Annotated in this window: 24 protein-coding genes; 21 read left to right on the top strand and 3 right to left on the bottom strand. The window is 71.9% G+C overall.

Annotation, left to right across the window (positions count from 1 at the left end; translation table 11 throughout):
* Positions 1–3 precede the first annotated feature (3 nt).
* Genes CHC09_RS10935 through CHC09_RS10985 form a run of 11 tightly spaced genes read left to right on the top strand, consistent with a single transcriptional unit; the run spans position 4 to position 10,755 of the window.
* A complete protein-coding gene (locus tag CHC09_RS10935) occupies positions 4–1,455 on the top strand; it encodes an NAD(P)H-hydrate dehydratase (protein WP_143232282.1) in 1,452 nt (483 codons plus the stop codon).
* Positions 1,456–1,503: 48 nt separating this feature from the next.
* Positions 1,504–2,622 (top strand): alanine racemase, encoded by a 1,119-nt coding sequence (alr, locus tag CHC09_RS10940; protein ID WP_089293191.1) that lies wholly within the window; start codon positions 1,504–1,506, stop codon positions 2,620–2,622.
* Positions 2,619–3,692 (top strand): alpha/beta fold hydrolase, encoded by a 1,074-nt coding sequence (locus CHC09_RS10945; RefSeq protein WP_089292913.1) that lies wholly within the window; start codon positions 2,619–2,621, stop codon positions 3,690–3,692. Before alr ends, CHC09_RS10945 begins: the two co-directional genes overlap by 4 nt.
* A complete protein-coding gene (gene tsaE, locus CHC09_RS10950) occupies positions 3,689–4,138 on the top strand; it encodes a tRNA (adenosine(37)-N6)-threonylcarbamoyltransferase complex ATPase subunit type 1 TsaE (protein ID WP_089292914.1) in 450 nt (149 codons plus the stop codon). Before CHC09_RS10945 ends, tsaE begins: the two co-directional genes overlap by 4 nt.
* Positions 4,135–4,818, top strand: coding sequence for a uracil-DNA glycosylase (gene ung, locus CHC09_RS10955; protein WP_089292915.1), 684 nt, complete (start codon positions 4,135–4,137; stop codon positions 4,816–4,818). The genes tsaE and ung overlap by 4 nt, the downstream gene beginning before the upstream one ends.
* 10 nt (positions 4,819–4,828) lie before the next feature.
* The gene (gene tsaB / locus CHC09_RS10960; protein ID WP_089292916.1) at positions 4,829–5,485 is read left to right on the top strand and encodes a tRNA (adenosine(37)-N6)-threonylcarbamoyltransferase complex dimerization subunit type 1 TsaB; all 657 of its coding nucleotides are present in this window, start codon (positions 4,829–4,831) and stop codon (positions 5,483–5,485) included.
* Positions 5,485–5,922 carry a ribosomal protein S18-alanine N-acetyltransferase gene (gene rimI, locus CHC09_RS10965; RefSeq protein ID WP_089292917.1) on the top strand — a complete coding sequence of 146 codons (438 nt, stop codon included), beginning with the start codon at positions 5,485–5,487 and terminating at the stop codon, positions 5,920–5,922. Before tsaB ends, rimI begins: the two co-directional genes overlap by 1 nt.
* The gene (gene tsaD, locus CHC09_RS10970; protein ID WP_089292918.1) at positions 5,915–6,967 is read left to right on the top strand and encodes a tRNA (adenosine(37)-N6)-threonylcarbamoyltransferase complex transferase subunit TsaD; all 1,053 of its coding nucleotides are present in this window, start codon (positions 5,915–5,917) and stop codon (positions 6,965–6,967) included. Before rimI ends, tsaD begins: the two co-directional genes overlap by 8 nt.
* Before the next feature lie 9 nt (positions 6,968–6,976).
* On the top strand, positions 6,977–7,231 hold the full coding sequence (locus CHC09_RS10975) for a hypothetical protein (protein ID WP_089292919.1): 255 nt from the start codon (positions 6,977–6,979) through the stop codon (positions 7,229–7,231).
* Between the two features lie 42 nt (positions 7,232–7,273).
* A complete protein-coding gene (locus CHC09_RS10980; RefSeq protein ID WP_089293192.1) occupies positions 7,274–8,959 on the top strand; it encodes an ABC transporter ATP-binding protein in 1,686 nt (561 codons plus the stop codon).
* Positions 8,956–10,755: an ABC transporter ATP-binding protein gene (locus tag CHC09_RS10985; RefSeq protein ID WP_089292920.1), complete on the top strand. Its 1,800-nt coding sequence runs from the start codon at positions 8,956–8,958 to the stop codon at positions 10,753–10,755. The genes CHC09_RS10980 and CHC09_RS10985 overlap by 4 nt, the downstream gene beginning before the upstream one ends.
* Positions 10,756–10,762: 7 nt before the next feature.
* Here CHC09_RS10985 and groL read toward each other — a convergent pair whose 3' ends face one another.
* Entirely contained in the window at positions 10,763–12,409 is a 1,647-nt protein-coding gene (gene groL / locus CHC09_RS10990) for a chaperonin GroEL (RefSeq protein WP_089292921.1), read from the bottom strand.
* 72 nt (positions 12,410–12,481) lie between these two features.
* The gene (gene groES, locus CHC09_RS10995) at positions 12,482–12,796 is read right to left on the bottom strand and encodes a co-chaperone GroES (RefSeq protein WP_014440794.1); all 315 of its coding nucleotides are present in this window, start codon (positions 12,794–12,796) and stop codon (positions 12,482–12,484) included.
* Positions 12,797–13,013: 217 nt separating this feature from the next.
* Between groES and CHC09_RS11000 the strand changes: the two genes are divergently transcribed.
* From CHC09_RS11000 to CHC09_RS11045, 10 genes are all read left to right on the top strand, one after another.
* Complete coding sequence (locus CHC09_RS11000) at positions 13,014–14,207, top strand: THUMP-like domain-containing protein (protein ID WP_179277033.1); 1,194 nt, start codon at positions 13,014–13,016, stop codon at positions 14,205–14,207.
* 94 nt (positions 14,208–14,301) lie between these two features.
* Positions 14,302–14,784 (top strand): Cys-tRNA(Pro) deacylase, encoded by a 483-nt coding sequence (gene ybaK, locus CHC09_RS11005; RefSeq protein WP_089292923.1) that lies wholly within the window; start codon positions 14,302–14,304, stop codon positions 14,782–14,784.
* A gap of 327 nt (positions 14,785–15,111) precedes the next feature.
* Positions 15,112–16,218, top strand: a complete 1,107-nt coding sequence (locus tag CHC09_RS11010) for a sugar ABC transporter substrate-binding protein (RefSeq protein ID WP_089292924.1) — start codon at positions 15,112–15,114, stop codon at positions 16,216–16,218.
* A 117-nt stretch (positions 16,219–16,335) separates the two neighbouring features.
* On the top strand, positions 16,336–17,139 hold the full coding sequence (locus CHC09_RS11015) for an ATP-binding cassette domain-containing protein (protein ID WP_089292925.1): 804 nt from the start codon (positions 16,336–16,338) through the stop codon (positions 17,137–17,139).
* On the top strand, positions 17,136–18,398 hold the full coding sequence (locus CHC09_RS11020) for a sugar ABC transporter permease (protein WP_089292926.1): 1,263 nt from the start codon (positions 17,136–17,138) through the stop codon (positions 18,396–18,398). The genes CHC09_RS11015 and CHC09_RS11020 overlap by 4 nt, the downstream gene beginning before the upstream one ends.
* A 45-nt stretch (positions 18,399–18,443) precedes the next feature.
* Entirely contained in the window at positions 18,444–19,631 is a 1,188-nt protein-coding gene (locus tag CHC09_RS11025; RefSeq protein ID WP_089292927.1) for an ROK family transcriptional regulator, read from the top strand.
* A gap of 54 nt (positions 19,632–19,685) precedes the next feature.
* Complete coding sequence (locus CHC09_RS11030; RefSeq protein ID WP_239138346.1) at positions 19,686–20,630, top strand: hypothetical protein; 945 nt, start codon at positions 19,686–19,688, stop codon at positions 20,628–20,630.
* Positions 20,627–22,315, top strand: coding sequence for a M16 family metallopeptidase (locus tag CHC09_RS11035; protein WP_179277034.1), 1,689 nt, complete (start codon positions 20,627–20,629; stop codon positions 22,313–22,315). The genes CHC09_RS11030 and CHC09_RS11035 overlap by 4 nt, the downstream gene beginning before the upstream one ends.
* The gene (locus tag CHC09_RS11040) at positions 22,312–24,003 is read left to right on the top strand and encodes a M16 family metallopeptidase (RefSeq protein ID WP_089293193.1); all 1,692 of its coding nucleotides are present in this window, start codon (positions 22,312–22,314) and stop codon (positions 24,001–24,003) included. Before CHC09_RS11035 ends, CHC09_RS11040 begins: the two co-directional genes overlap by 4 nt.
* A gap of 89 nt (positions 24,004–24,092) precedes the next feature.
* On the top strand, positions 24,093–25,565 hold the full coding sequence (locus CHC09_RS11045; RefSeq protein ID WP_089293194.1) for a molybdopterin-dependent oxidoreductase: 1,473 nt from the start codon (positions 24,093–24,095) through the stop codon (positions 25,563–25,565).
* Positions 25,566–25,724: 159 nt separating this feature from the next.
* Here the strand turns inward: CHC09_RS11045 and CHC09_RS11050 are convergent, their stop codons facing one another.
* A complete protein-coding gene (locus CHC09_RS11050; RefSeq protein ID WP_089292929.1) occupies positions 25,725–26,111 on the bottom strand; it encodes a WhiB family transcriptional regulator in 387 nt (128 codons plus the stop codon).
* Positions 26,112–26,168 lie beyond the last annotated feature (57 nt).

A 26,168-nucleotide genomic window follows, 5' to 3' on the forward strand; every position in this document is an offset into this window, starting at 1 on the left:
GAGATGCGGCAGGCATGGCGCGTCGCCGATGTACGCGCGGCGGAGAAGACGCTGATGGCGACGTTGCCGGAGGGGACGCTGATGCGGCGCGCCGCGACCGGCCTCGCCCGGCGCTGTGCGCTGCTGCTGGAGGCCACCGGCGGCGTCTACGGCGCCCGGGTGCTGCTGCTGGTCGGCAGCGGCGACAACGGCGGCGACACGCTCTACGCCGGTGCCATGCTGGCCGCCCGCGGCGCGCAGGTGCGGGCCCTGCTGCTCAGCCCCGACCGGGTGCACCTGGCCGGGCTCGCCGCGCTGCGCCAGGCCGGCGGCTTCACCACCGTCGACCTGCCGACCCGTTCCGACCTGGTGCTGGACGGGATCGTCGGGATCGGCGCCTCCGGCGGTCTGCGGCCCCTGGCCGCCGCCATCGTGAAGAGCATCGGTGACCTGCGCGGGCGTACGGGTCAGCGGGCCGTCGTGGTCGCCGTCGACGTGCCCAGCGGGGTCACGGTGGACACCGGTCACGTTCCGGGCGACGCGGTGACCGCCGACGTCACGGTCACCTTCGGCTGCCTGAAGCCGGCCCACGTGGTGGGCCCGGCCGCGGCCCGCTGCGGTCAGGTCGAGCTGGTCGACATCGGATTGGGCCCGGTGCTGGTCGCCGACCCGGCGGTCCGGGTGGCCGAGGACGCCGACATCGCCGCCTGGTGGCCACGTCCCGGGGCGGCCTCGGACAAGTACAACCGGGGCGTGGTCGGCCTGGCCACCGGTTCGGCCCGGTACCCGGGCGCCGCGCTGCTCTCCACGGCCGGCGCGCTGGCCGGCCCGACCGGAATGGTCCGCTACGCCGGCAGCGCCCACCAGGAGGTGGTTCGCGCCCACCCGTCGGTGGTGGCCGCGCCGAAGGTCGCCGACGCCGGCCGGGTGCAGGCCTGGGCCTGCGGTTCCGGGCTGGGCACCACCGCCGAGGCGCGCACCGCGCTGCGCAGCGTGCTGGCCACGTCCGTGCCGGTGCTGCTGGACGCGGACGCGATCACCCTGCTGGTCGGTGGGGAGTACGCCGAGGACCTGCGCCGGGACGCGCCGCTGGTGCTGACCCCGCACGACGGCGAGTTCAAGCGGCTGGCCGGGGAGGAGCCGGGCGCCGACCGGATGGCCGGCGCGGCCCGGCTGGCCGCCTGGACCAACGCGGTCGTGCTGCTCAAGGGCGACCGGACGATCGTGGCGACGCCGGGCGGCGAGATCTGGGCGAACCCGACCGGCAGCCCGGCACTGGCCACCGCGGGCAGCGGCGATGTGCTGGCGGGCCTGCTCGGGTCCCTGCTCGCGGCCGGGCTGCCGGCGGTCCGGGCGGCGGTGGCCGCGGCGTACGTGCACGGGCTGGCCGGCCGGCACGCGGCGCTGGGCGGCCCGGCGACAGCGCCGGAGGTGGCCGCCGCGGTCCGTCCGGTCCTGGCCCGGCTGGTGGCGTAGACACCCGGTCCGGCGGGAACTGTCATACCCCTCAGTAGGGTGGGTGACATGTGGCAGGCCGAAGTCCGCGTCGATCTGGACGCCATCCGGGACAACGTCGCACGGCTGTGCGCCGGCACCTCCGCCGAGGTGCTGGTCGCGGTCAAGGCGGATGGATACGGCCACGGCATGGTCCCGGCGGCCCGGGCCGCCGTGGCCGGCGGTGCGACCTGGCTCGGGGTGGCCACCCTCGACGAGGCGCTGGAGCTGCGCCGGGCCGGCATCGAGGCCCGCGTGCTCTCCTGGCTGATCGCCCCCGGGCTGCCGCTGCACGAGGGCATTACGGCCGGCATCGACCTGAGCGCCGCGACCCCCGGCCTGATCGACGAACTGGTCGCCGCCGCGCGCCGGGCCGGCGAGCCGGCCCGGGTGCATCTGAAGCTGGACACCGGGCTGTCCCGGGGCGGCGCGGTGCCCGCCGAGTGGCCGGCGCTGTTCGAGGCGGCGGCCAAGGCGCAGGCCGGCGGCGACGTGGAGATCGTCGGGGTGTGGAGTCACCTCGCCTGCGCCGACGTGCCGGGGCACGAGTCAATCGACCGGCAGCTCGCCGCCTTCGCCGACGGCCTCACCCTGGCCAAGCAGTACGGTTTGACCCCGCACTATCGCCACATCGCGAACTCGGCGGCCACCCTGACCCGGCCCGACGCGCACTTCGACCTGGTCCGGGTCGGCATCGCGGCGTACGGGTTGTCGCCGATCCCCGGTGAGACGTATGGGCTGCGGCCCGCGATGACCGCCCGGGCCCGGGTCACCATGACCAAGCGGGTGCCGGCCGGCCAGGGCGTTTCGTACGGCTTGACGTACCACACCGCCCGCGAGACGACCCTGGCCTTGGTGCCGCTGGGCTACGGCGACGGCGTGCCCCGGCACGCGTCCAGCACCGGCCCGGTGCGCATCGGCGACACGACCGCCCGGATCGCCGGCCGGGTCTGCATGGACCAGGTGATGGTCGATGTCGGTGACGCCCCGGTCATGGTGGGGGACGTGGCGACGCTCTTCGGGCCGGGTGACGACGGTGGCCCGACCGCTGACGACTGGGCGGCCGCCACCGGCACCATCAACTACGAGATCGTCACCCGCTTCGGTAGCAGCCGGGTTCCGCGGGTCTACACCGGGGAGATCTTGTGAGCCGATCCCGTGTGGCCAAGCGGGCCGGGATAGCCGGAGCCGTGGTCGGTGTCGCGGCGGCCGGGCTGGCCACCGCGTTCGCCGTGGAGCGGGCGCTGGTGCGTCGCTCGGTCAACAAGCCCGGCGACCCCTATGTCGACGAGCCCTTCGGCGACCAGCCGTTCGACGAGGAGTCGACGGTCACCGCGGCGGACGGCACCGACCTGCATGTCGAGATCGTCCGTCCGGCGAAGGGCCGATCGGGCGGGAAGCCGACGATCGTCTTCGTGCACGGGTTCGCCCTGGACATGGGCACCTTCTACTTCCAGCGCCAGGCGCTCGCCAAGCGTGGCGAGCACCGGCTGGTCTTCTACGACCAGCCGGGGCACGGCCGGTCCGGCAAGCTGCAGTCCGGGACGTACGACATCGCGGCGCTCGGCCGCTCGCTGGCCGCGGTGCTCGACGCGACCGTGCCGGAGGGCCACATCATCCTGGTCGGGCACTCGATGGGCGGTATGACCATCATGGCCTTCGCCGAGCAGTACCCGGAGTGGTTCGGCAACCGGGTCACCGGGGTGGTGCTGATGTCCACCTCGGCCGGCCTGTTCGACAAGGCCACCCTGGGCCTGAGCAACGTGGTGGCCCGGGTCAGCGCGCCGTTCTTCCCGCTCTGGGACCGGGCGGCCAAGCTGGGCGGCGGCACCATCGACCGGGCCCGGGTGGCCTCCTCCGACCTGGCCTGGCTGCTCACCCGGAGGTACGGCTTCGGCGAGACCCGGCCCAGCCCGACGCTGGTCACCTTCGTCGAGAGCATGAACTCGAAGACCTCGGTGGAGACCCTCACCAAGTACCTGAACACGCTCTACCGGCACAGCCGGCGGCCGGCTCTCTCCGCGCTGCGCGGCGTGCCGGTGCTGGTGGTTGTCGGCACCCGGGACTACCTGACCCCGGTGGTCCACTCGGAGGAGATCATCGAGCAGCTGCCCGAGGCCGAGCTGCTGAAGATCGAGAACAGTGGGCACGTGGTGATGCTGGAGAAGTCGGACGAGGTGAACGCGGCCCTGATCCCGTTCCTGGAGAAGATCTCGTGAAGCTGACCACCGTCGAGGAGACCCACGCCTTCGGGCGCCGGCTCGCCACCGTGCTGCGGCCGGGTGACCTGGTGCTGCTCACCGGGCCGCTGGGGGCCGGCAAGACCGCGCTGGCGCAGGGTATCGGCGCGGGGCTGGGGGTGCGGGGGCCGATCACCTCGCCCACCTTCGTGATCGCCCGGGTGCACGGCGGCCCGGTGCCGATGGTGCACGCGGACGCGTACCGGCTCGGTGATCGACCCGACCCGCGCGCCGAGATCGACGACCTGGACCTGGACGCCTCCGCCGACGAGGCGGTCACCGTGGTGGAGTGGGGCGCCGGCCTGGTCGAGCAATTGAACGACGAATATCTGCTCGTCCGCATCGATCGGCTGGACGACGACACCCGAGTGATCGAATTGGTGCCGCACGGCGGCGACTGGGCCCGACGACTGGAGAGAATGTGAACCTGACCGAGCTGCTTCCCACCGAGTGGCGCGCCGAGCTGGCACCCTTCCTGGACGAGCGGGCGACGGCGACGCTGGGCGAGTTCGTCGCCGCGGAGTACGCCGAGCACACGGTCTACCCACCGGTGGAGGACCTGTTCGCGGCGTACCGGCTGTGCCTGCCGGAGCAGACCCGGGTGCTGATTCTGGGCCAGGACCCGTACCACGGCGCGGGGCAGGCGCACGGGCTGAGCTTCAGCGTGCGTGACGGGGTCCGGGTGCCGCCGTCGCTGCGCAACGTCTTCAAGGAGCTCGCCGAGGACGTCAACATCGTCCCGCCGAAGAGCGGCAATCTCACCGGGTGGGCGCAGCAGGGTGTGCTGCTGCTCAACGCGGTGCTCACGGTCCGGGCCAGCAAGGCCGCCTCGCACGCGGGCAAGGGCTGGGAGACGTTCACCGACGCCACCATCCGCGCGCTGAACGAGCGGAACGAGCGGATCGTCTTCCTGCTCTGGGGCAACTACGCGAAGAAGAAGGCCGGGCTGATCACGAACCCGGTGCACGCGGTCGTCGAGGCCGGCCACCCGAGCCCGATGAACCCTGCCGGTTTCCTCGGCAGCCGCCCGTTCAGCGCGGCCAACAAAGCCCTCGCGGACGGTGGCCGCCCGGTGGTGAACTGGGACCCCCAGGCCACCGTCTAGGGTTTCTAGCGTGCTCGTACTCGCTCTGGACACCGCTACGCCCGCTTCGACGGCGGCGCTGGTCGAGGTCACCGCGGACGGTCTGTTCGGGGTGGCGGAGAACCGCACCGTCGATCCCCGGGCGCACGGCGAGAAGTTGGCGCCGGAGATCACGGCGGTGCTCGCGGAGGCCGGGTTCCGGCCACGTGACCTGACCGCGATCGTGGCCGGCCTGGGGCCGGGGCCGTTCACCGGCCTCCGGGTGGGGCTGGCCACGGCGGCGAGCATGGGCCAGGCGCTGGGCATCCCGACGTACGGGGTGTGTTCGCTGGACGCGCTGGGCCGCGCCGCCGGTCCGGGCCGCGTGCTGATCGCCACGGATGCGCGGCGGCGCGAGGTCTACCACGCGACGTATGCCGACGGCGTACGGGAAACCGGTCCTGATGTGGCGAAGCCGGCCGATGTCGCGGTGAACGCGGACAAGGCGGCCGGTGAGGGTGCGCTGAAGTACGGCGACGTCTTCGGTCTGCCCGTGGAGGAGCACCTGCTCTATCCGCCCGGTGCCGCCCTGGTGGCGCTCGCCGCCGACCGGATCCGCGAAGCCGCGCCCAGCGAGATTCTCACCCCGCTCTACCTGCGCCGGCCCGACGCGGTCGAGCCGGCCGGCCGCAAGCCGGTGCTGACCTGATGCGCATCGAACGGCTCCGCTGGTGGCACATCGAGGAGATCCTCCCGATGGAGGAGGATCTCTTCGGCGCCGAGAAATGGTCGGCCGCGATGTTCTGGAACGAGCTGGCCCAGCGGCATCACTACGTCGTGGCGACCCGTGACGACGAGGTCCTCGGCTACGCCGGGCTGTCCGTTGTGGATCAGGACGAGTCCTGGGTGCAGAACATCGCTGTCCGCCGTGACGCCCAGCGCCTCGGCATCGGCCGCGCGCTGCTGGAGGATCTCCTCGGCGAGGCGGCCCGGCGGAAGGTGCACAAGACCCTGCTCGAGGTGGCGGTCGACAACCGTCCCGCGCAGACGCTCTACGCCACCTATGACTTCGAGCCCGTCGGCATCCGGCGCGGCTACTACCAACCCAGCAACACCGACGCCCTGGTGATGATGCGAGATGCGTGACGAGCCCCTGGTCCTCGGGATCGAGACCTCCTGCGACGAGACCGGAGTCGGCATCGTGCGCGGGCACACCCTGCTCGCCGACGCGCTGGCCTCCAGTGTGGACCAGCACGCCCGCTTCGGCGGTGTGGTGCCCGAGGTGGCCAGCCGGGCACACCTGGAGGCGCTGGTGCCGACCATGCAGCGGGCGCTCGACGAGGCCGGTGTCACCCTGGCCGACGTCGACGCGATCGCGGTGACCAGCGGTCCCGGCCTGGCCGGCGCGCTGCTGGTCGGCGTCGCCGCGGCCAAGGGGTACGCGCTGGCCGCCGAGAAGCCGATCTACGGCGTCAACCATCTGGCCGCCCACGTGGCGGTGGACACCCTGGAGCACGGCCCGCTGCCCGAGCCGGCGGTGGCCATGCTCGTCTCCGGCGGCCACTCGTCGCTGCTGCTGGTCGACGACCTGACCGCGGGGGTGACCCCGCTCGGCGCGACCATCGACGACGCGGCCGGTGAGGCGTTCGACAAGGTGGCGCGGCTGCTCGGGCTGGGCTTCCCGGGCGGGCCGGTCATCGACCGGACGGCCCGCGACGGCGACCCCGGATCGATCGCCTTCCCGCGTGGCCTGACCGCGCCGAAGGACCAGGCCAAGCACCGTTTCGACTTCTCGTTCTCCGGGCTGAAGACCGCGGTGGCCCGCTGGGTCGAGGCGCGCGAGCGGGCCGGCGAGCCGGTGCCGATCGCGCACGTCTCGGCGAGCTTCCAGGAGGCGGTCTGCGACGTGCTCACCGCCAAGGCGATCGACGCGTGCGTCAGCAACGGCGTGGGGACGCTGGTGATCGGCGGGGGCGTGGCCGCCAACTCGCGGCTGCGGGTGCTCGCCGAGGAGCGGGCGGCCAGGCACGGCATCGTGGTGCGCGTACCCCGTCCGCAGTTGTGCACCGACAACGGCGCGATGGTCGCCGCTCTCGGCTCGCACCTCGTCGCGGCCGGCGTCGCGCCGAGCCGCCTGGATCTGCCGGCGGATTCCGCGATGAGTTTGACCTCGGTCAGTGTCCCAGGGTAGGAAGCGAGCATGATCGCGCGGATGTGGGAGGTGCGGGCCTCGCGCAGCGGCTTCGACGAGCTGCTGAGCTGGGTCTGCGACACAGCGGTGCCGGGACTCGAGGTCCTGCCACAACATGTGTCGAGTGACGTCTATTCGTCCACGGATCATCGCATCGTCGTCATCACCAAATGGCGAAATACTCCGGAGAGCCTGCCGACGCCGCCGGACAAGCTGGTGGCACGCGCTCCGCACGTCTGGGATTTCACCCCCGTCGATCGCTGAGTGGTCGCAGCGCGGGCATCCCGGCCGTACCGTCGGGACCTGATGCGCAGACTGCCCGTTCCTGACCCAGGCCTGCCCGATGCCCGGTCCGCCACCCGCTTTCTGAGCTGGCTGGTCCGGCGCTCCCGTATGACGATCATCGCTGCGGTCGCGCTCGCGGCCGCCTGGATGGGGTTCCAGTCGCTGGTGCCGGCGATGGTCGGCCGGGCCATCGACGCGGCCGCCGAGGAGCGCGGCCGGGCGCTGCTCGGCTGGGGACTCGTGCTGCTCGCCGTCGGCGTGGTGCAGGCGCTCACCGGGATCAGCCGGCACCGCCTCCAGACGGCCAACTGGCTCGCGGCCGCTTTCCGGACCGTGCAGGTGACCGTGCGCCAGGCGAACCGGCTCGGCTCGTCGCTCCCGCGGCGGCTGGAGGCCGGCGAGGTGGTGGCGATCGGCACCTCCGACATCACCCACATCGGCGGGGCGGTGGACGTCGCCTCCCGGGGCACCGGAGCGTTGCTCGCGGTCGGCACGGTGACCGTGCTGCTGCTGCACACCTCGGTCCCGCTCGGGATGGTGGTGCTGATCGGTGTGCCGGCGCTGATGGCCGTCGTGGGTGGACTGATCAAGCCGCTGCACGCCCGCCAGCAGCTGTACCGGGAGCAGCAGGGCCGGCTCACCGGTCAGGCCGCCGACCTGGTGACCGGGCTGCGGGTGCTGCGCGGCGTGGGCGGCGAGACGACCATGGTGGCGCGCTACCGCGCGCAGTCCCAGGCGCTGCGCGCGGCGGGGGTACGTACGGCGACCGTCGAGTCCCTGCTGGAAGCCGCCCAGGTGCTGCTGCCCGGCACGTTCCTGGTGCTGGTCACGTGGCTGGGCGCCCGGTTCGCCGCGGAGGAGCGGATCACGGTCGGCCAACTGGTCTCGTTCTACGCCTACGCCGCCTTCCTGGTCGCGCCGCTGCGGCAGCTCACCGACTCGCTCGACAAGCTGACCCGGGGGCACGTGTCGGCCCGCCGGGTGGTGAAGATGCTCAAGCTCGCCAGGAACCTGCCGGACGCGCCCGTCGCGATCCCGCCCCCCGGCGAGGAGCTGGCCGATCCGGAGTCGGGGGTGCGCGTCCTCCCCGGCCGGCTGACCGCGATCGTGGCCGAGGACCAGGCCGACGCGGCCCGGATCGCGGACCGGCTCGGCCGGTACGCCGACGGCGCCACGCTCGGCCGGGTGCCACTGGGCGCCCTGCCGCTGCCGGTGGTCCGGGAGCGGATCCTGGTGGCGGAGAACGAGGCCCGGCTCTTCTCCGGGCAGCTGCGGGCGGACCTGGATCCGTACCGGAGCGGTCGGTTGCCGGCGGCGCTGGAGGCCGCGGCCGCGCAGGACATCGTGGACAGTCTGCCGCGCGGTCTGGACAGTGTGGTGGCCGAGCGCGGCCGGACCTTCTCCGGCGGCCAGCAGCAGCGGCTGCGGCTGGCCCGGGCGCTGGTCGCGGACCCGGAGATCCTGATCCTGGTGGAGCCGACCAACGCGGTCGACGCGCATACGGAGGCTCGGATCGCCGAGCGGCTCCGGGCCGTACGGGCCGGGCGCACCACGGTCATCTGCACCTCCAGCCCGCTCGTGCTGGGCCACGCCGACCGGGTGCTCTACCTGGAAGAGGGCCGGGTGGTGGCCGCCGGAACCCATCACGAGCTGCTCAAATCGGAGCCACGATACGCCCGAGCGGTGCTCCGTGAGGAGCAGCCGTGAGCCCTGCTCTACCAGTCGCCAGCCGCGTCCAGGCCTGGCGCTACGCCCGATCGCTGTTCCGCCGCTACCCCGGCATGTTCCGGGCCGCTGTCGGACTGCACCTGCTCGCCGCCGTCGCCGGGCTGTCCGGCCCGCGGCTGCTCGGCGACCTGGTGCAGGTCGTTCAGCGCGGGGGGCACGCCGCCGAGCTGAACCGGCTGGCCGCCGCGCTGGCCGGGTTCGTGCTGCTGCAGTCGGTGCTGATCCGGTACGCGTACCTGGCCTCGGCCCGGCTCGGCGAACAGGTGCTGGCCGAGCTCCGGGAGGAGTTCATCGCCCGGGCGCTGACCCTGCCGCTGGGGACGGTGGAGTCGGCGGGGGCCGGGGACCTGCTGACCCGGACCACCCGGGACGTGGACGCGCTCTCCAAATGCGTCCGGCTGGCCGTACCGGAGACGTTGATCGCGGTGCTCACCGGCGGCTTGGTGGTGGTCGCGCTGATCGTGGTGAGCCCGGTGCTGGCCGCGCCGCTGCTGGTCGGGGTGCCGATCACGGTGGCCGGGACCCGCTGGTACGTCCGGCGCGCCCCGTCCGGCTACCTGCGGCAGAACGCGGCCTACTCGGAGGTCACCGACGGACTGGCCGAGACGGTCGAGGGCGCCCGCACGGTCGAGGCGCTGGGGCGCCAGGGGCAGCGGGTCGCGCGTACCGACCGGGACCTGAGCCGGTCCTGGCGGGCCGAGCGGTACACGCTGTTCCTGCGGACCGTCTGGTGGCCGGTGATCGAGGTCAGCTACGTGCTGCCGATGGTGCTGACGCTGCTCACCGGCGGCTGGCTCTACCTGCGCGGCACGGTCAGCCTGGGCCAGCTGACCGCCGCGGTGGTCTACGTCCAGCAGCTGATCCACCCGCTCGACCGGCTGCTCTCCTGGCTGGACGAGTTGCAGGTCGGCGCCGCCTCGCTGGCCCGGCTGCTCGGGGTGACCGCCGCGCCCGAGGTGGACCGGCCGGGCACGCCGGCGCCGGACGGCACCCGGATCGAGGTGCGCGGCGTGCGCTTCGGCTATGTGGAGGGCCGTGAGGTGTTGCACGGTGTCGAGCTGACCCTGCGTCCGGGGGAGCGGCTCGCCGTGGTCGGCCCGTCCGGCGCCGGCAAGTCCACCCTGGGCCGGCTGCTGGCCGGCCTCCATCAGCCCACCGAGGGCAGCGTCACGGTCGGCGGGGTGCCGCTCGGCGCGCTCACCCCGGAACGGTTGCGTGCCGAGGTGGCGCTGGTCAGCCAGGAGCACCACATCTTCATCGGCACGTTGCGGGAGAACGTGGCGATGGTCCGGCCGCGGGCCGTGGAGCCGGACGTGCGGACCGCGCTCGCCGCGGTGCACGCCCTGGAGTGGGCGGACGGGCTACCGGACGGCCTGGACACCGTGGTCGGCGACGGAGGGCATCCGCTGACCGCGGCTCAGGCGCAGCAGATCGCGCTGGCCCGGCTGGTCCTCGCCGACCCGCACACCCTGGTGCTGGACGAGGCGACCGCGCTGCTGGACCCCCGGGCGGCCCGGGACCTGGAGCGCTCGCTGGCCGCGGTGGTGCACGGGCGGACCGTGGTGGCGATCGCGCACCGGCTCTTCTCGGCGCACGACGCGGACCGGGTGGCGGTGGTGGAGAACGGGCGGATCACCGAGCTGGGGTCGCATGACGAGCTGGTGGCCGCGGAAGGGTCGTACGCCGCCCTGTGGAGGTCCTGGCAGGGCGTTGACGCCCCGGAGAAGCCTCCGGATACGGCAAGGGCGCGCCCCCGGGAGGACGCGCCCTTTTGAGAACCGATCAGAAGCCCGGACCGTGCTGGTGGCCGTGCCCGTGACCGTGGCCGTGCCCACCGGCGGCCGCGGGGGCCGACTCGGCCGGCTTCTCCACGACGAGGCTCTCGGTGGTCAGCAGCAGACCGGCGATCGAGACGGCGTTGGAGACCGCGTTGCGGGTCACCTTCACCGGGTCGATGATGCCGGCCGCGGCCAGGTCGACGTACTCGTCGGTGGCCGCGTTGAGGCCGTGGCCCCAGCCGAGCTCGGCCACCTTGCCCACCACGACGTAGCCGTCGTGGCCGGCGTTCTGCGCGATCCAGCGCAGCGGCTCGACCAGCGCCTTGCGGACGATGGCGACGCCGAGCGCCTCCTCGCCGGTCAGGCCCAGGCCGCCGTCGAGGTCCTTGGAGACCTGCGCGAGGGCGGCGCCGCCGCCGGGGACGGTGCCCTCCTCGACGGCCGCCTTGGTCGCCGCGATGGCGTCCTCGATGCGGTGCTTGCGCTCCTTCATCTCGACCTCGGTCGCGGCGCCGACCTTGATCACCGCGATGCCGCCGGAGAGCTTGGCCAGCCGCTCCGAGAGCTTCTCGCGGTCCCAGTCGGAGTCCGACGCCTCGATCTCCTTGCGGATCTGCGAGACCCGGTCGGAGATGTCGGCGGAGTTCCCGCCACCGTCGACGATGGTGGTGTTCTCCTTGTCGACCACGATGCGCCGGGCGCTGCCCAGCTGCTCGAGGCCGACCTGGTCGAGCTTGTAACCCAGCTCGGGGGCGATCAGCTCACCGCCGGTGGCGATCGCCAGGTCCTGCAGGATCGCCTTGCGGCGGTCGCCGAAGCCGGGGGCCTTCACCGCGGCCACCTTGATGGTCTTCCGCAGCGAGTTGACCACCAGGGTGGAGAGCGCCTGGCCCTCCACGTCCTCCGCCACGATCAGCAGCGGCTTGCCGGTCTGCAGCACCTTCTCCAGCAGCGGGAGCAGCTCCTCGATGCTGGAGATCTTCTGGGTGGTGATGAGGATGTGCGCGTCCTCGAGCACCGCTTCCTGCGACTCGGCGTCGGTCACGAAGTTCGGCGAGATGAAGCCCTTGTCGAACTGCAGACCCTCGGTGACCTCGAGCTCGGTCAGCATGGCCGAGCCCTCCTCGACGGTGATCACACCGTCGCGGCCGACCCGGTCCATCGCCTCGGCGATCAGCTCGCCGATGGTGGCGTCCTGCGCCGAGATGGTGGCCACGTTGGCGATCGCCTTGTGGTCGGCGACCTCGACGGCCTTGGCCAGCAGCGCCTTGGAGACCGCCTCGGCGGCCACGTCCATGCCGCGCTTGAGGCCGATCGGGTTGGCACCCGCGGTGACGTTGCGCAGGCCCTCGCGGACCAGCGCCTGCGCGAGAACGGTCGCCGTGGTGGTCCCGTCGCCGGCGACGTCGTTGGTCTTGGTCGCCACCTCCTTGACCAGCTGGGCGCCGAGGTTCTCGTACGGGTCGGTGAGCTCGATCTCCTTGGCGATGGTGACACCGTCGTTGGTGATCGTCGGAGCGCCGAACTTCTTGTCCAGGACGACGTTGCGACCGCGCGGGCCGAGAGTGACCTTGACCGTGTCGGCGAGCGTGTTGACGCCGTGCTCCAGCAGGTGCCGCGCGTCGTCAGAGAAGCTGAGAATCTTCGCCATTTATTGGTCCCTTCACGCACCGACGCCCTGCCCCGAGAATCGGAACAGGGCGTCTGTGCAGTCAGTTAGGTCTTACTTCTCGATGACCGCGAGGACGTCGCGGGCGGAGAGCACCAGGTACTCCTCACCGGCGTACTTGACCTCGGTGCCGCCGTACTTCGAGTAGAGGACCACGTCGCCGACCTTGACGTCGAGCGGAACGCGGTTGCCCTTGTCGTCGATCCGGCCGGGGCCGACAGCGAGGACGGTGCCCTCCTGCGGCTTCTCCTTGGCGGTGTCGGGGATCACGATGCCCGACGCCGTCGTGGTCTCGGCCTCGTTCGCCTGGACCACGATGCGGTCCTCGAGCGGCTTGATCGCAACCTTGGTCGCGGTAGTCACGGGCATACCCTCCTGGGTACAGGTTTCGCCGGCCATGAAACAGGCCGGTCAGATGCCTCATGCCACCGGGCGGGGCCGTCGTCGCGGGTGCCGGTCCGCCTGGTGCCTAACCTCCCGGGCCAGGCCCGGGCGGCTGGCACCCTCATGTTGAGAGTGCTAATCGGAGATTATGCCGGAACTAGCACTCCGTCAACCAGAGTGCCAACCTGTCACGCCGGGGAGAATGCCTGGTGTGACCCCTGAACTTCTCGCTCTGCTGCAGACCCCCGAAGGGGTGGAAGCCCTGGCCGCGGCGGCTGTGCTCGTCGACGGCGAACCGCTCGCCGCCGCCTCGGCGTTACGGGCCCGGGGCTTCGGCGCGGAGCTGGCCGCGGCCGCACTCACCCAGGCTAGTTTGCGACACCGGGCGGCGGTGAAGTTCGGCTCGGACGCCACCCGGATGTTCTTCACCCGGCACGGCCTGGAGCAGGCCACCCGGGCCGTGGTCGCGGATCGCCGGGCGGCCCGGCTCGCCGCCCACGGCGTCGAGACCCTCGCCGATCTGGGCTGCGGGCTGGGGTCCGACGCGCTCGCCGCGGCCCGGCAGGGCATCTCCGTGTACGCCGTGGAGGCCGACCCCCTCACCGCCGCGCTGGCCGCCGCCAACGCCGCGGCCGCCGGCCTGTCCGACCTGATCACGGTCACCTGCGCGGACGCGACCACGGTCGAGGTGGAGAAGTACGACGCGGTCTTCGCCGACCCGGCGCGGCGGCAGACCGGCCGGGGCCGGGTGTTCGACCCGAAGGCGTACTCACCGCCCTGGGACTTCATCGCCGGCCTGGCCGAGCGGGTCCCGCGGACCGTGCTCAAGCTGGCCCCGGGCATCGATCACGGGCTGTTGCCGCCGGGTGCGGAGGGCGAGTGGGTGAGCGTCGGGGGCGACCTGGTGGAGGCGGCGTTCTGGTGCGGCCCGCTGGCGCGGGTGCCCCGACGGGCGACCCTGGCCGGCACCGGGGAGCTCACCGGCACGGGGACCGAGCGGGCACCGGTCGGCCCGGTCGGCGCGTGGTTCTACGACCCGGATCCGGCGGTGGTCCGCTCGCACCTGGTCGCCGAGTTCGCCGCGCTGATCGGCGGGCGGCTGGGTGACCCGGAGATCGCGTACGTCTACACCGACGACCCGGTGGACACGCCGTTCGCGCGGCGGCTGGGGGTGACCGACGTGCTGCCGTTCTCGCTCAAGCGGCTGCGCGCGCTGCTGCGTGAGCGTGGCGTCGGCACGTTGGAGATCCGCAAGCGGGGCTCCGCGCTCGTGCCCGACCAGTTGCGCAAGGACCTGAAGCTGTCCGGCCCGCACGCGGCCGGGCTGGTGCTGACCCGGGTGGAGGGGCAGCCGACCGTGTTGCTGACCGAACATTCCCGCCCGCCGATGCCGTAGGCGCGATCGGGTTCGCGTCGTAACGCTACCGAATCGTCGCAACGCGTCCGAATCGGTCGAGCGTCGCGAATCCACCCGTAGTACCCTGCCGCGCATGCCGAAGAGAGCGGCCGGAACCCCGGCCACCGTGCTGCTGGCCGCGGAACGGGTGCCGCACACCCTGCACCCGTACGAGGTCTCGCCAGACGCGCCGAACTACGGCGCCCTGGTCGCGGCGGCTCTCGGCGTGGCACCGGAACGGCTGTTCAAGACGCTCGTGGCCGACGTCGACGGCCAACTCGTCGTCGGCGTAGTGCCGGTCACCGGTGATCTCGATCTGAAGGCGCTGGCGCACGCGGCGGGTGGCAAGCGGGCGGCTCTGGCCGACCGGGCCGCCGCCGAGCGCAGCAGCGGGTACGTGCGCGGCGGGATCAGCCCACTGGGTCAGCGCAAGCGACTGCCCACAGTGATCGATGGGTCGGCGGTCGGTCTGGACCTGATGTACGTCTCGGCGGGGCGTCGCGGGCTGCAGGTCTCCCTGGCGCCGGCTGACTTGATCAGGTTGACCAGCGCGACCGTCTCGGAGATCCGGACGTGACCCGACGTCCCGGCGACCGGGATCGGTGACCGCCGGGAAATTCTGCTCGCAATTACTCAGCGTCACTTCGCGTGTTGCGATTCGCGACTTTCCGGGGCAGCTCGCGCGGGTTGCAGCACGGCCGTGTTGCTGGATTGTTATCCAGCGTTACGAGATAGATCACCAGAGCGGCTTGTGTTCTAGGCCACCGCCGGAATACGTTGCCGGGCACAACAAACCGGTACCTGCTCGATCGGCCGCCCAGGGGAGCGACACTCCCAGGCACGCACCACCCCCTGAAAAATCCGAAGAAGGCCCCGGATTTACCCCTCGAAAGGACATACGGAAATGCGTAAGGGACTGTTCGCCCTTGCCGCGGTCGGCCTCATGGCGACCGGCAGCATGGCCGCCTGTGGCGACAAGAGCGACGACACCGCCACCACCGGCACCGGCAGCACCGCCAAGGCCGGCAAGGTCGGCGTGATCCTGCCGGACACCAAGAGCTCGGCTCGTTGGGAGACGGCGGACACCAAGTACCTGACCGAGGCCTTCAAGGCCGCGGGCGTCGAGGCTGAGATCAAGAACGCTCAGGGCGACAAGAACTCGTTCCAGACCATCGCCGACGGCATGATCCAGAGCGGCGTCAAGGTCCTGGTCATCGTCAACCTGGACTCGGGTACCGGCAAGAACGTCCTGCAGAACGCCAAGAAGGCCGGCATCGCGACGATCGACTACGACCGTCTCACCCTCGGTGGTGGCGCCGACTACTACGTCTCGTTCGACAACACCGAGGTCGGCCGTCTGCAGGGCCAGGGCCTGATCGACTGCCTGACCGCGGCCAAGGCCACCAAGCCGATCGTCTCCTTCCTGAACGGCTCGCCGACGGACAACAACGCGACCCTGTTCAAGCAGGGCGCGGACGAGATCCTGAAGCCGAAGTTCGACTCGGGCGACTACACCAAGGGCCCGGACGAGGCTGTTCCGGACTGGGACAACGCCAAGGGCGGCACCATCTTCGAGCAGCAGCTGACCAAGGAGCCGAAGATCGCCGGCGTGCTCGCCGCGAACGACGGTCTCGGCAACGCCGCCATCGAGGTGCTGAAGAAGCAGAAGCTGAACGGCAAGGTTCCGGTCACCGGCCAGGACGCCACCGTGCAGGGCCTGCAGAACATCCTCGCCGGCGACCAGTGCATGACGGTCTACAAGGCGATCAAGAAGGAGGCCGACGCGGCCGCCGAGCTCGCGATCGCGCTGGCCAAGGGCGAGAAGCCGACCACCGCCACCGGCAAGGTCACCGACACCGAGACCAAGGCTGAGGTCAACTCCGTGCTGCTCAAGCCGGAGTCGATCACCAAGGCGAACGTCAAGACGGTTGTCGAGGACGGCTTCGTGACCAAGGCGGAGCTCTGCACCGCCGCCTTCGCGAAGGCCTGCACCGACGCGGGCATCAGCTGACCCGTCAGCATCACCGCTAGATCCGGCGTCGGCGCCGCTCACGTCCGCGTGGGCGGCGCCGGTGTCGGTTCCGCGGTTCCCCTGAACGGTCGGTCACCGAACGAAGGAGAAACATCCGTGGCCGCGACACCCCTCTTGGAACTGAGCGGGATCAACAAGAGCTTCGGTCCTGTCCAGGTCCTCCACGATGTGGAACTCAGCGTCTACCCCGGCGAGGTCACCGCCCTGGTGGGCGACAACGGCGCCGGTAAGTCGACGCTGGTCAAGTGCATCAGTGGCATCTACCCGATCGACTCGGGCACGGTGACCTTTGATGGCAAGCAGGTCTCCGTACACAGCCCCCGTGACGCCTCCGAGCTCGGCATCGAGGTCGTCTACCAGGACCTCGCGCTCTGCGACAACCTGGACATCGTCCAGAACATGTTCCTCGGTCGCGAGAAGAAGCGTGGCATCGTCCTGGACGAGCCGACCATGGAGCAGCTGGCCGGGGAGACCCTCGCCAGCCTCTCGGTGAAGACCGTCAAGTCGCTGCGCCAGCTGGTCGCGAGCCTGTCCGGCGGTCAGCGCCAGACCGTGGCGATCGCCAAGGCCGTGCTCTGGAACAGCAAGGTCGTCATCCTGGACGAGCCGACCGCGGCGCTGGGTGTGGCACAGACCGCCCAGGTGCTCGAGCTGGTCCGCCGGCTGGCCGACAACGGCCTCGGCGTGGTGCTCATCTCGCACAACATGAACGACGTCTTCGCGGTCTCGGACCGGATCGCCGCGCTCTACCTGGGCCGGATGGCCGCCCAGGTGAAGGCGAGTGACGTCACGCACGCTCAGGTCGTCGAGCTGATCACCGGCGGGCGCAGCGGCAACCTGGGTCTCCCGCCGGAGAAGCCCACCGACTTCGTTGAGATCACGCCGGGAGCCGCGCAGTGACCACCACCACCCTTGAGACCGCCGGCGGCGTCAAGGTCGTCAAGCCGACCGTCGCCAGCCACATCCGGGACTACTGGGGCCGCGTCCGTGGCGGCGACCTCGGCTCGCTGCCGGCCGTGCTGGGCCTGGTCGTCCTCGTGCTGATCTTCGGCACCGCCCGCAGCGAGACCTTCTTCAGCGCCGGTAACTTCGCGAACCTGTTCAACCAGGCCGCAGGCGTCACGATGATCGCGATGGGCCTGATCTTCATCCTGCTGCTCGGCGAGATCGACCTGTCGGCCGGTTTCGGCGCCGGCGTCTGCGGCGCGGTGATGGCGATCCTGCTCACCGAGAAGGGCTACTCGCAGCCCGTCTCGCTCGCCGCGGCGCTGGTCACCGGCATGGTGATGGGCACGGTGCTGGGCCTGCTGGTGGCGAAGGTCGGCATCCCGTCCTTCGTCGTCACGCTGGCGGCCTTCCTCGCCTTCCAGGGTGTCCTGCTGAACCTGCTCGGCGAGGGCAAGAACATCTCGATCCCGGACGGCTGGATCAAGTCGCTGAACAAGGACAGCCTCTCGGTCACCTGGAGCTGGACCCTCGCCATCGGGGCGGTGCTGATCTTCGCCGCGGTGCAGCTCATGCGGTACCGGGGCCGGGCCGCCCGTGGCCTGGTCACCGATCCGATGGGCATCATCCTGCTCCGCATCGCCGGCCTCGCGGCGCTGCTGCTCACCGCGACCGCGATCCTGACCCAGGAGCGCGCGATCAACACCGCGATCGCCTCGCTGAAGGGCGTTCCGATCGCGGCTCCGGTGATCGGCGGCTTCCTGGTGCTCTGGACGTTCGTCCTGGGCCGCACCACGTACGGCCGGCACGTCTACGCGGTCGGTGGCAACGCCGAGGCCGCCCGCCGGGCGGGTATCCCGGTCGACCGGATCCGGATCTCGGTCTTCGTGATCGGCTCGTTCATGGCGGCTGTCGGTGGCGTCATGCTCGTCAGCCGGGCCGGCTCGGTGGACCCGAACACCGGTGGCAGCACGATCCTGCTCTCCGCGGTGGGCGCCGCCGTCATCGGTGGCACCAGCCTCTTCGGTGGCAAGGGCAAGGTGATCCACGCCGTGATCGGTGGCGCGGTGATCGCGGTGATCGCGGTGATCGACAACGGCATGTTCCTGATGGACTTCTCGTCCGGCATCCGTTACATGTTCACCGGTGTCATCCTGCTGATCGCGGCGGGCGTCGACGCGCTGGCCCGGCGTCGGTCCGCGGCCAGCCGATAACCGATAACCGATGAGCAAACCTTGGAAGCCGGGGACGGGGCGCTGATGCGCGCCGGCCCCAGCCAGGAAGAGGTTCGCCGGCACAACCTCGGAACCCTGCTGCGGTACGTGCATGTGCACGGCGCCACCTCCCGGGCGGAACTGACCACCCGGCTCGGCCTCAACCGCAGCACGATCGGGGCACTCACCGCCGAGCTGACCAGCGCTGGTCTGGTCAGCGAGGCGGTCCCGAAAGAGACCGGCCGGGCCGGGCGACCCTCGCTGGTCGTCCGGCCCGAGTCGGAGAAGATCTTCGCGTACGCCCTCAGCATCGAAGTGGATCGCCTGCGTGCCGCCCGCATCGGGCTGGGCGGGAAGATCCTGGAACAGTACGAGACCGTCCGGCCGCCCGGGATGAGCGCGGACGAGGCGGTCGAGCCGCTGGCCCGGTTCGTCCGGGCGATGCACGACCAGGTTCCGGACGACAGCCGCTGCGTGGGCAGTGGCCTCGCGGTGGCCGGCATGGTGCGCCGCGAGGACGGCATGGTCCGGCTCGCGCCGACCATCGGCTCGGTCGAGGAACCGGTCGGCGCGGCCCTGCGGGCGGAGCTCGGCGCGCCGGGCGCGCTCAGCATCGCCAACCACGCCGACGCCTGCGCGCTCGCCGAACACGCCCGGGGCGCGGCCGTCGGCTGCGACAACGTCGTCTACCTGTACGGCGACGTCGGTGTCGGCGGCGGCATCGTGACCGGCGGGCGCCGGGTCACCGGGCACGGCGGGTACGGCGGCGAGGTCGGCCACATGGTGGTCAACCCGTACGGCCGGCCGTGCCACTGCGGCTCCCGCGGCTGCTGGGAGACCGAGATCGCGGAGCACGCGCTGCTGCATCTGGCCGGGCGGGCCGATCGGACCGGCCGGGACGCGGTGCTCGACGTGGTGGACGCCGCGGTCCGCGGGGACAGCCAGGCCCAGCACGCCCTGCGGCACGTCGGCGACTGGATCGGCTTCGGCGTCGGCAACCTGGTCAACATCTTCAACCCGGAGGTGGTGATCTTCGGGGGCACGCTGCGCGACGTCTACCTGGTCGCCGCCGCCCAGATCCGCAGCCGGCTCAACGCGGTCGGCCTGCCGGCCTGCCGGGAGCACGTCCGGTTGCGCACCCCGGAGCTCGGTTCGGACGCAGCCCTGATCGGTGCGGCGGAGCTTGCCTTCGAGCACCTTCTGGAAGATCCGCTGCTGGGCGCGGAGCACTGATCGCCCGATCACCCGGGACGCGCGAAGGGCTCCGGAAGATCTATGCTGCCGCGCATGCCCCCGCACCACCCGGTACTGGACCCCGCTGTCGCGTATCCGAAGATCACCCAACTTCGTTCCGTTCTGGACGCACGGGACTGGCCCGCCGCCCGGAAGCTGCTCGACACCGCCGAACCGATCGAGCGTGACTGTCTGATCCAGGACCGCGACGAGAGCGCCGGCCTGGAGGAGTTCCTGCGCGGCGTGCTGCTCGAGGATCCGGACGACAGCACGGCCGGCGCGCTGCTCGGTCAGCACCTGATCCACGCCGCCTGGGAGATCCGGACCAGCCAGCGGGCGAACAAAGTCAGCCGGGAGCAGTTCGCCGGCTTCCGCCGGGTACTGCTCCAAGCGGAGATCGCGCTGATCGACGCGGCCGCGCGCACCCCGGGCGATCCGGCGATCTGGACCGCCCGGCTGACCACCGCCCGGGGTCTGCAACTGGGTCTGTCGGAGGCCCGCCGCCGGTACGACCGGCTCGCCGAGGCCGCCCCGCATCACTTCCCCGCCCAGCGGCAGCTGCTGCAGGAGCTCTGTCCAAAGTGGAGAGGCACCTGGGAGAAGGTGCACACGTTCGCTCGAGAGGCGGCCGGGGCCGCGCCGCCCGGCGCGCTGAACGCGGTGCTGATCCCCGAGGTGCACCTGGAGCACTGGGGGGACTTGGACAGCCATTCGGAACGGCAGGCCTACCTCCGGTCGGACCAGGTGCGCAACGAGGTGTACGAGGCGGCCCGGCGCTCCGTCTGGCATCCCGACTTCCGTCGTACCCACGGCTGGGTTTCCGTGATGAGCACCTTCGCCGCGGTCTTCGCGCTCCTCGACGACATGCCGGCGGTCGCCTCGCTCTTCACCGCCCTGGGCGATCTGGCCTCCGAGCGGCCATGGTCCTACCTCGGCGACCCGGCCACCGTCATCAGCCAGTACCGGGCCCGCGCGCTGCCCGGCGGAGGCGCCGCGTGATCAGCCAGGTCGAGGTCGACGGGGTGCCGGCGGTGCTCGCGCCGACCACCGGCCCGTTGCACGCCGGCCTGGTCTTCCGGGTCGGGGTGGCCGACGAGCCGTTGCCCCGCCGGGGAGTGACCAGGCTCGTCGAGCACCTCGCGCTGGACGGCCTCGGCACCGCGGACCAGCAGCACAACGGCATGACCGGCACGGAGCACACCTTCTTCCACGTGCAGGGCACCGCGGAGGAGATCACCGGGTTCCTCGGCGCGGTCTGCGACGCGCTGCGCGAGCCGGACTCCGGGCGCATCGAGCGGGCCCGGGAACGGCTGCGCGCCGACGAGAGCGGCACCGACCCGCTCGCGCTGTGGCGGCACGGCGCCCGGGACTTCGGCCGGACCGGCTACCCCGAGTGGGGCCTGGACGGGCTCGGGGAGCAGGAACTGCGGGACTGGATCGCGCGGTTCTTCAACCGGGAGAACGCGGCGCTCTGGATCGCCGGCGACGGGGTGCCGGACGGGCTGAAACTGCACCTGCCCTCCGGGGAGCGGCAACCCGGCCCGGAGCCCTCCTCGGCGCTGCCGGTCACCCCGGCCTGGTTCGCCGGGCCGGACAACGAGGTCGCCTGGGACACGACGGTCCGTCGCGAGGCGCGCGCCGCGATCTTCGCCAACGTGCTGGAACGGCAGATGTTCCGGGAGCTCCGGCAGCGCGACGGGATCTCGTACACGGTCCGGACCGATTACCAGCCGCGGTCCGGCGGCACCGCACGGATCGTCGCCTACGCCGACGCGCTCCCGGAGAAGCGGGAGGCGGCCCTCGGCGGGCTGGCCGACGTGCTGGCGGCACTGCGGGTCGGCCGGATCGACCCGGACGACGTGGCCACCGTGATCGCGCTGACCGCGGACGGGCTGACCGAGGCGGACACCCGCGGCGGCCGGCTGCCCGGGCAGGCGTTCAATCTGCTCTCCGGTCGTGCGGTGACGGATCTCGAGGAGGCGGTCGCCGAGGTGCGAGCCGTCACGCGAGAGGACGTGGCCGAGGTGGCGGTGGCGGCGTACGAAGCCGGCCTGCTGATGACGCCGGCCGGCACCCGCGCCGACTGGGCCGGGTACACCGCCGCGCCGACGCACTCCGAGTCGGCCGTCGCCGGCCGGGTCCACAGGGCGGTCCGCAACCCCCGGCACCACCTGGTCAGTGGCCCGGACGGGGTGAGTCACGTGGCCGGCGAGGAGGCCACCACGGTTCGGTACGACGAGTGCGCGGTCCTGCTCGCCTGGCCGGACGGCGCTCGGCAGCTGATCGGCCGGGACGCGATCGTGGTCGGCGTCGAGCCGCGGGTGTACCGGAAGGCCGACGCGGTAACCCGCGAGGTGGACGCCCGGGTGCCGGCCGAACTGCGGATCGCGATGCCGGCCCGGGACCCGGACCGGATCCCACAGCCACCGCCGAAACAGCGGCGATCCCCGATGGAGTGGATTGCGCCGTACTGGAATCTTCTGGTCTTCGGTTCCGCGGGTCTGGTTCTGGTGGGCGTCGCGGCGACGTCGATCGGGTTCGTCCTCACCGGGCGGTCGTTGTTCGGCGACGGCCGACAAACCGATCTCGGCATCTCGGCCATGTGTCTCGTGCTCGCCGGCGTGCTGAACCGGACAACCCTGCTTGATCTGCGGGAACTGCGCAACCGATGGGTGAACCGATGATCACGCGACGCGAAGTGGACGGGGTGCCGACGCTGCTCGCCCCGACGAGCGGGCCGATGCACGCCGGCCTCGCGTTCCGGGTCGGGTTCGCCGACGAGCCGCTCGCCAAGCGCGGCATCACGCACCTGATCGAGCACCTCGCGCTGTACTCGTTCGGGGTGGCCGACTACCACTACAACGGTGCCACCGGAGTGGAGTACACCTACTTCCACATGCGGGGCAGCGAGGCGGACATCGTCAGGTTCCTGAACGGGGTCTGCGCCAGCCTGATCGACCTGCCGATGCAGCGGCTCGCGGTGGAGAAGGAGATCCTGCGGACCGAGCAGAACGGCCGGGGCGAGGGCCCTACCGACGGGCTGGCCCTCTGGCGGCACGGTGCCCGGGACTACGGCATGCCGTCCTACCCGGAGTGGGGGCTCACCGGCTTCACCCCGGACGACCTGCGGGCCTGGGTGGCGCGCTGGTTCACCACGGAGAACGCGGCGCTCTGGATCGCCGGGCCGGATGTGCCCGCCGGGCTGCGCCTCACCCTGCCGCGCGGCGAGCGCCGCCCGGTGCCGGCCGCGTCGTCCGCTCTCCCGGTACGCCCCGCCTACTTCCCCGGCCCGGCCAACGTCGTGGCCTGGAACACGGTGGTGCCCCGGCAGCCCGCCGCGGCAGTGTTCGGCGGCGTGCTGGAGCGGGCGCTGTTCCGCTCGCTGCGCCAGGAGAGCGGCCTCTCCTCCACCGTGCAGACCGACTATGACCCGCGGGGCGATGGCAGCGCCGTGCTCACCGCGCTCGCCGACGCGCTGCCGGAGAAGCAGGACGCCCTGCTCGGCGGATTCGTCGACGTGCTGGCCACGGCCCGGGTCGGCCGGATCGACCCGGCCGAGGTGGCGGCCGTGGTGAGGCAGCGCTGCGAAGACCTGGTCCGGGCCGAGGAGGTCGGCGCCCGGCTGCCGGGGCAGGCGTTCAACCTGCTCACCGGCCGCCCGGTGCAGAGCCTCGACGAGGTGCTGGCCGAGCTGCGCGCGGTCACCCGGGAGGACGTCGCCGAGGTGGGCCGGGCCGCGGTCGCCGAAGGGCTGCTGATGACGCCGGAGCGGACCACCGCCGACTGGGCCGGGTACGCCGAGGCGCCGCACAACTCACCGAAAGCGGTGCAGGGCACCGTCTATCCCTCGCTGGAGCGGCCGGACTGGCGGCTGATCGCGGGTGAGCAGGGCGTCAGCTCGATCGACGGGGAATCGACGGCAACGGTCCGGTTCGACCACTGCGCCGCGGTGCTGGTCTGGCCGGACGGCGCCCGCCGGTTCGTCGGCGACGACGGCATCCAGGTCCACATCGAGCCGACCCTGTTCGGCAGCGGACACGCCGTGGTCGCCGCGCTGGACGCCCGGGTGCGGCCGGAGCTGCGCGCCACGATGCCGGCGCGAGACCCGTCGCGGATCCCGGTGCCCCGGCCCCCGGCGGCGCCGGTGCCGGTGGTCCCGGAGCCCAGTAGGGCCAGCATGATCGTGCTCCTGGTCGTGCTGATCCCGGTGCTGGTGCTCTGCGGCGGGTTCGGCCTGCTGATGGGCGTCGACGCGATTGTCGAGGCCGAGGATCGCGGTTACGCGATCGGTATCGCGCTGTTCAGTCTCGGTCTCGCGGCCGGCGCCGGGTACGGGGTGCTCCAGGCCGTGCGGCGGTTGCGGAGCAGCTGACCCTCAGGTTCACGAGGCAGGATGACGGGGTGAGGAAATCGTTCCGGGCCGGGTTCTCCGGCGTGGCGGCGGCCGCGGCCGCGCTCGGGATGGCGGAGCTGCTCGCGGTCTTCGCCGGGGCGCGATCGGCGCCGCTGGTGGCGGTCGGCGGCGTGGTCGTCGATCACGTGCCGGCCGCGGTGAAGGACTTCGGCGTCGCGGTGTTCGGGGTGCACGACAAGACCGCCCTGCTCAGCGGCACGGCGATCCTCCTCGGTCTCTACGCGTACGGGCTCGGGGTGCTGGCCCGCCGCCGGTGGCCGGTCGCGATCGGCGGGATCGTGCTGTTCGGGGTGGTCGGCGCGGTGGCCGCGCTGACCCGGCCGGGTGCGGGCCCCGGTGCCGTGGTGCCTTCGCTCGCCGGGGCCGCGCTGGCCGTCCCGGTGCTGCGTCACCTGCTCCGCCTCGCCGACGAGACCCCGTCGGGCACTTCTGAGAGCCGGCCGGATTCCTCGTACGCGGTAGAGAGCCGGCGCCGGTTCGTACGACAGCTGGGGATCGTGGCGGCCGTCGCCGCCGGCGGCGGTCTGGCCGGCCGATGGCTCACCGCACGCGGCGCGGCGACCTCGGCCCGCGACGAGCTCCGGCTGCCGGCCACGAGCGAGCCGCCCCCGGTGGTGCCGGCCGGCGCCCAGGTGGAGGGCGCGGTGCCCTACGTGACGCCGAACTCGGACTTCTACCGGATCGACACCGCGCTGGTCTCCCCGCTGGTCGACCCGGCGAGCTGGACCCTGCGGATTCACGGGATGGTCCGGAACCCGATCACCATCACCTGGGACGAGCTGCTGAAACGCCCGATGGTGGAGCGGTACGTGACACTCGCCTGCGTCTCCAACGAGGTCGGCGGCGACCTGATCGGCAACGCCCGCTGGCTGGGCACGCCGATCAAGGCGCTCCTCGACGAGGCGGACCCGTTGCCCGGAGCGGACCAGGCGGTGCAGCGTTCGGTCGACGGCTGGACCTGCGGCACGCCGACCGCGGTGCTGCGGGACGGGCGCGACGCATTACTGGCGATCGGGATGAACGGTGAGCCGCTGCCGGTCGGGCACGGCTTCCCGGCCCGGATGATCGTTCCCGGACTGTACGGCTATGTCTCCGCCTGCAAGTGGATCACCGAGATCGAGCTGACGAGATTCGCTGACTTCGATGCGTACTGGGTGCCGCGCGGGTGGGCCGCCCAGGCTCCGATCAAGACCCAGTCGCGGATCGACACGCCCCGCGACGGCGCCTCGCGCAAATCCGGCCAGGTCGTCGTCGCCGGCGTCGCCTGGGCCCAGCATCGCGGCATCGCCAAGGTCGAGGTGCAGGTCGACGACGGTCCGTGGGAGGTGTCGTCGCTGGCGCCGGCGGTCTCCGACGACACCTGGCGGCAGTGGAGTCACAGCTGGGCGGCGGAGCCCGGCGAGCACGTCCTGCGGGTGCGCGCGACCGATCTCGACGGTTACACCCAGACGTCCGAACCCGCTGATCCGGCACCGGACGGGGCGACCGGATGGCACGAGGTGACGGTCTCCGTCGGGTAGCTGAAAGCCGCACTTTCGGTCCGACTCGAAAACGCAAGTCGCTCATACGGTGGGTTGCATGTCCACCGATGCGGTTGAAGAACCGCTGAATCACTCGACACGGTCCCCTGGGGAGGACCGTGTCGCCAGTCGTGTGGTGATGCCGCGTTCCGGGCGGTCTCAGGCCGCCGGTGCCTGCCGCTGTGCGGGTACCGCCGACTTGTGGGGCCGGCCGAGGCGTGCCTCGAGCCGGACAAGGTCGACGCGTCCGTGACGATCGGCCAGATCCTCCCAGCCGACCGCGAGCAGCCGCAGCCGCTCCGATTCGCTGAACCCTCCCCACACCCCGTACGGCTCGCGCACCGCGAGGGCGTGTGCGGCGCACTCGGCCCGGACCGGGCAGGTGCCGCACATCGTCTTGGCCTTGGCTTCCCGGCGATTACGGGCCGATCCGCGCTCGCCGTCGGGGTGAAAGAACTGTGCACTGTCCCGGCCCCGGCAGAGTCCCAGGCGCTGCCAGTCCCAGAGATCAGCGATGGGCCCGGGCAGCCTGCGAACGTTCGACATCAACTTCCTCCTCACCGCGCGGCACCGCGGAGTGGTCGACATGGCGGCCTGAGACAG

This window comes from Actinoplanes regularis, from assembly GCF_900188005.1.
In the GTDB taxonomy this organism is placed as follows: domain Bacteria; phylum Actinomycetota; class Actinomycetes; order Mycobacteriales; family Micromonosporaceae; genus Actinoplanes; species Actinoplanes regularis.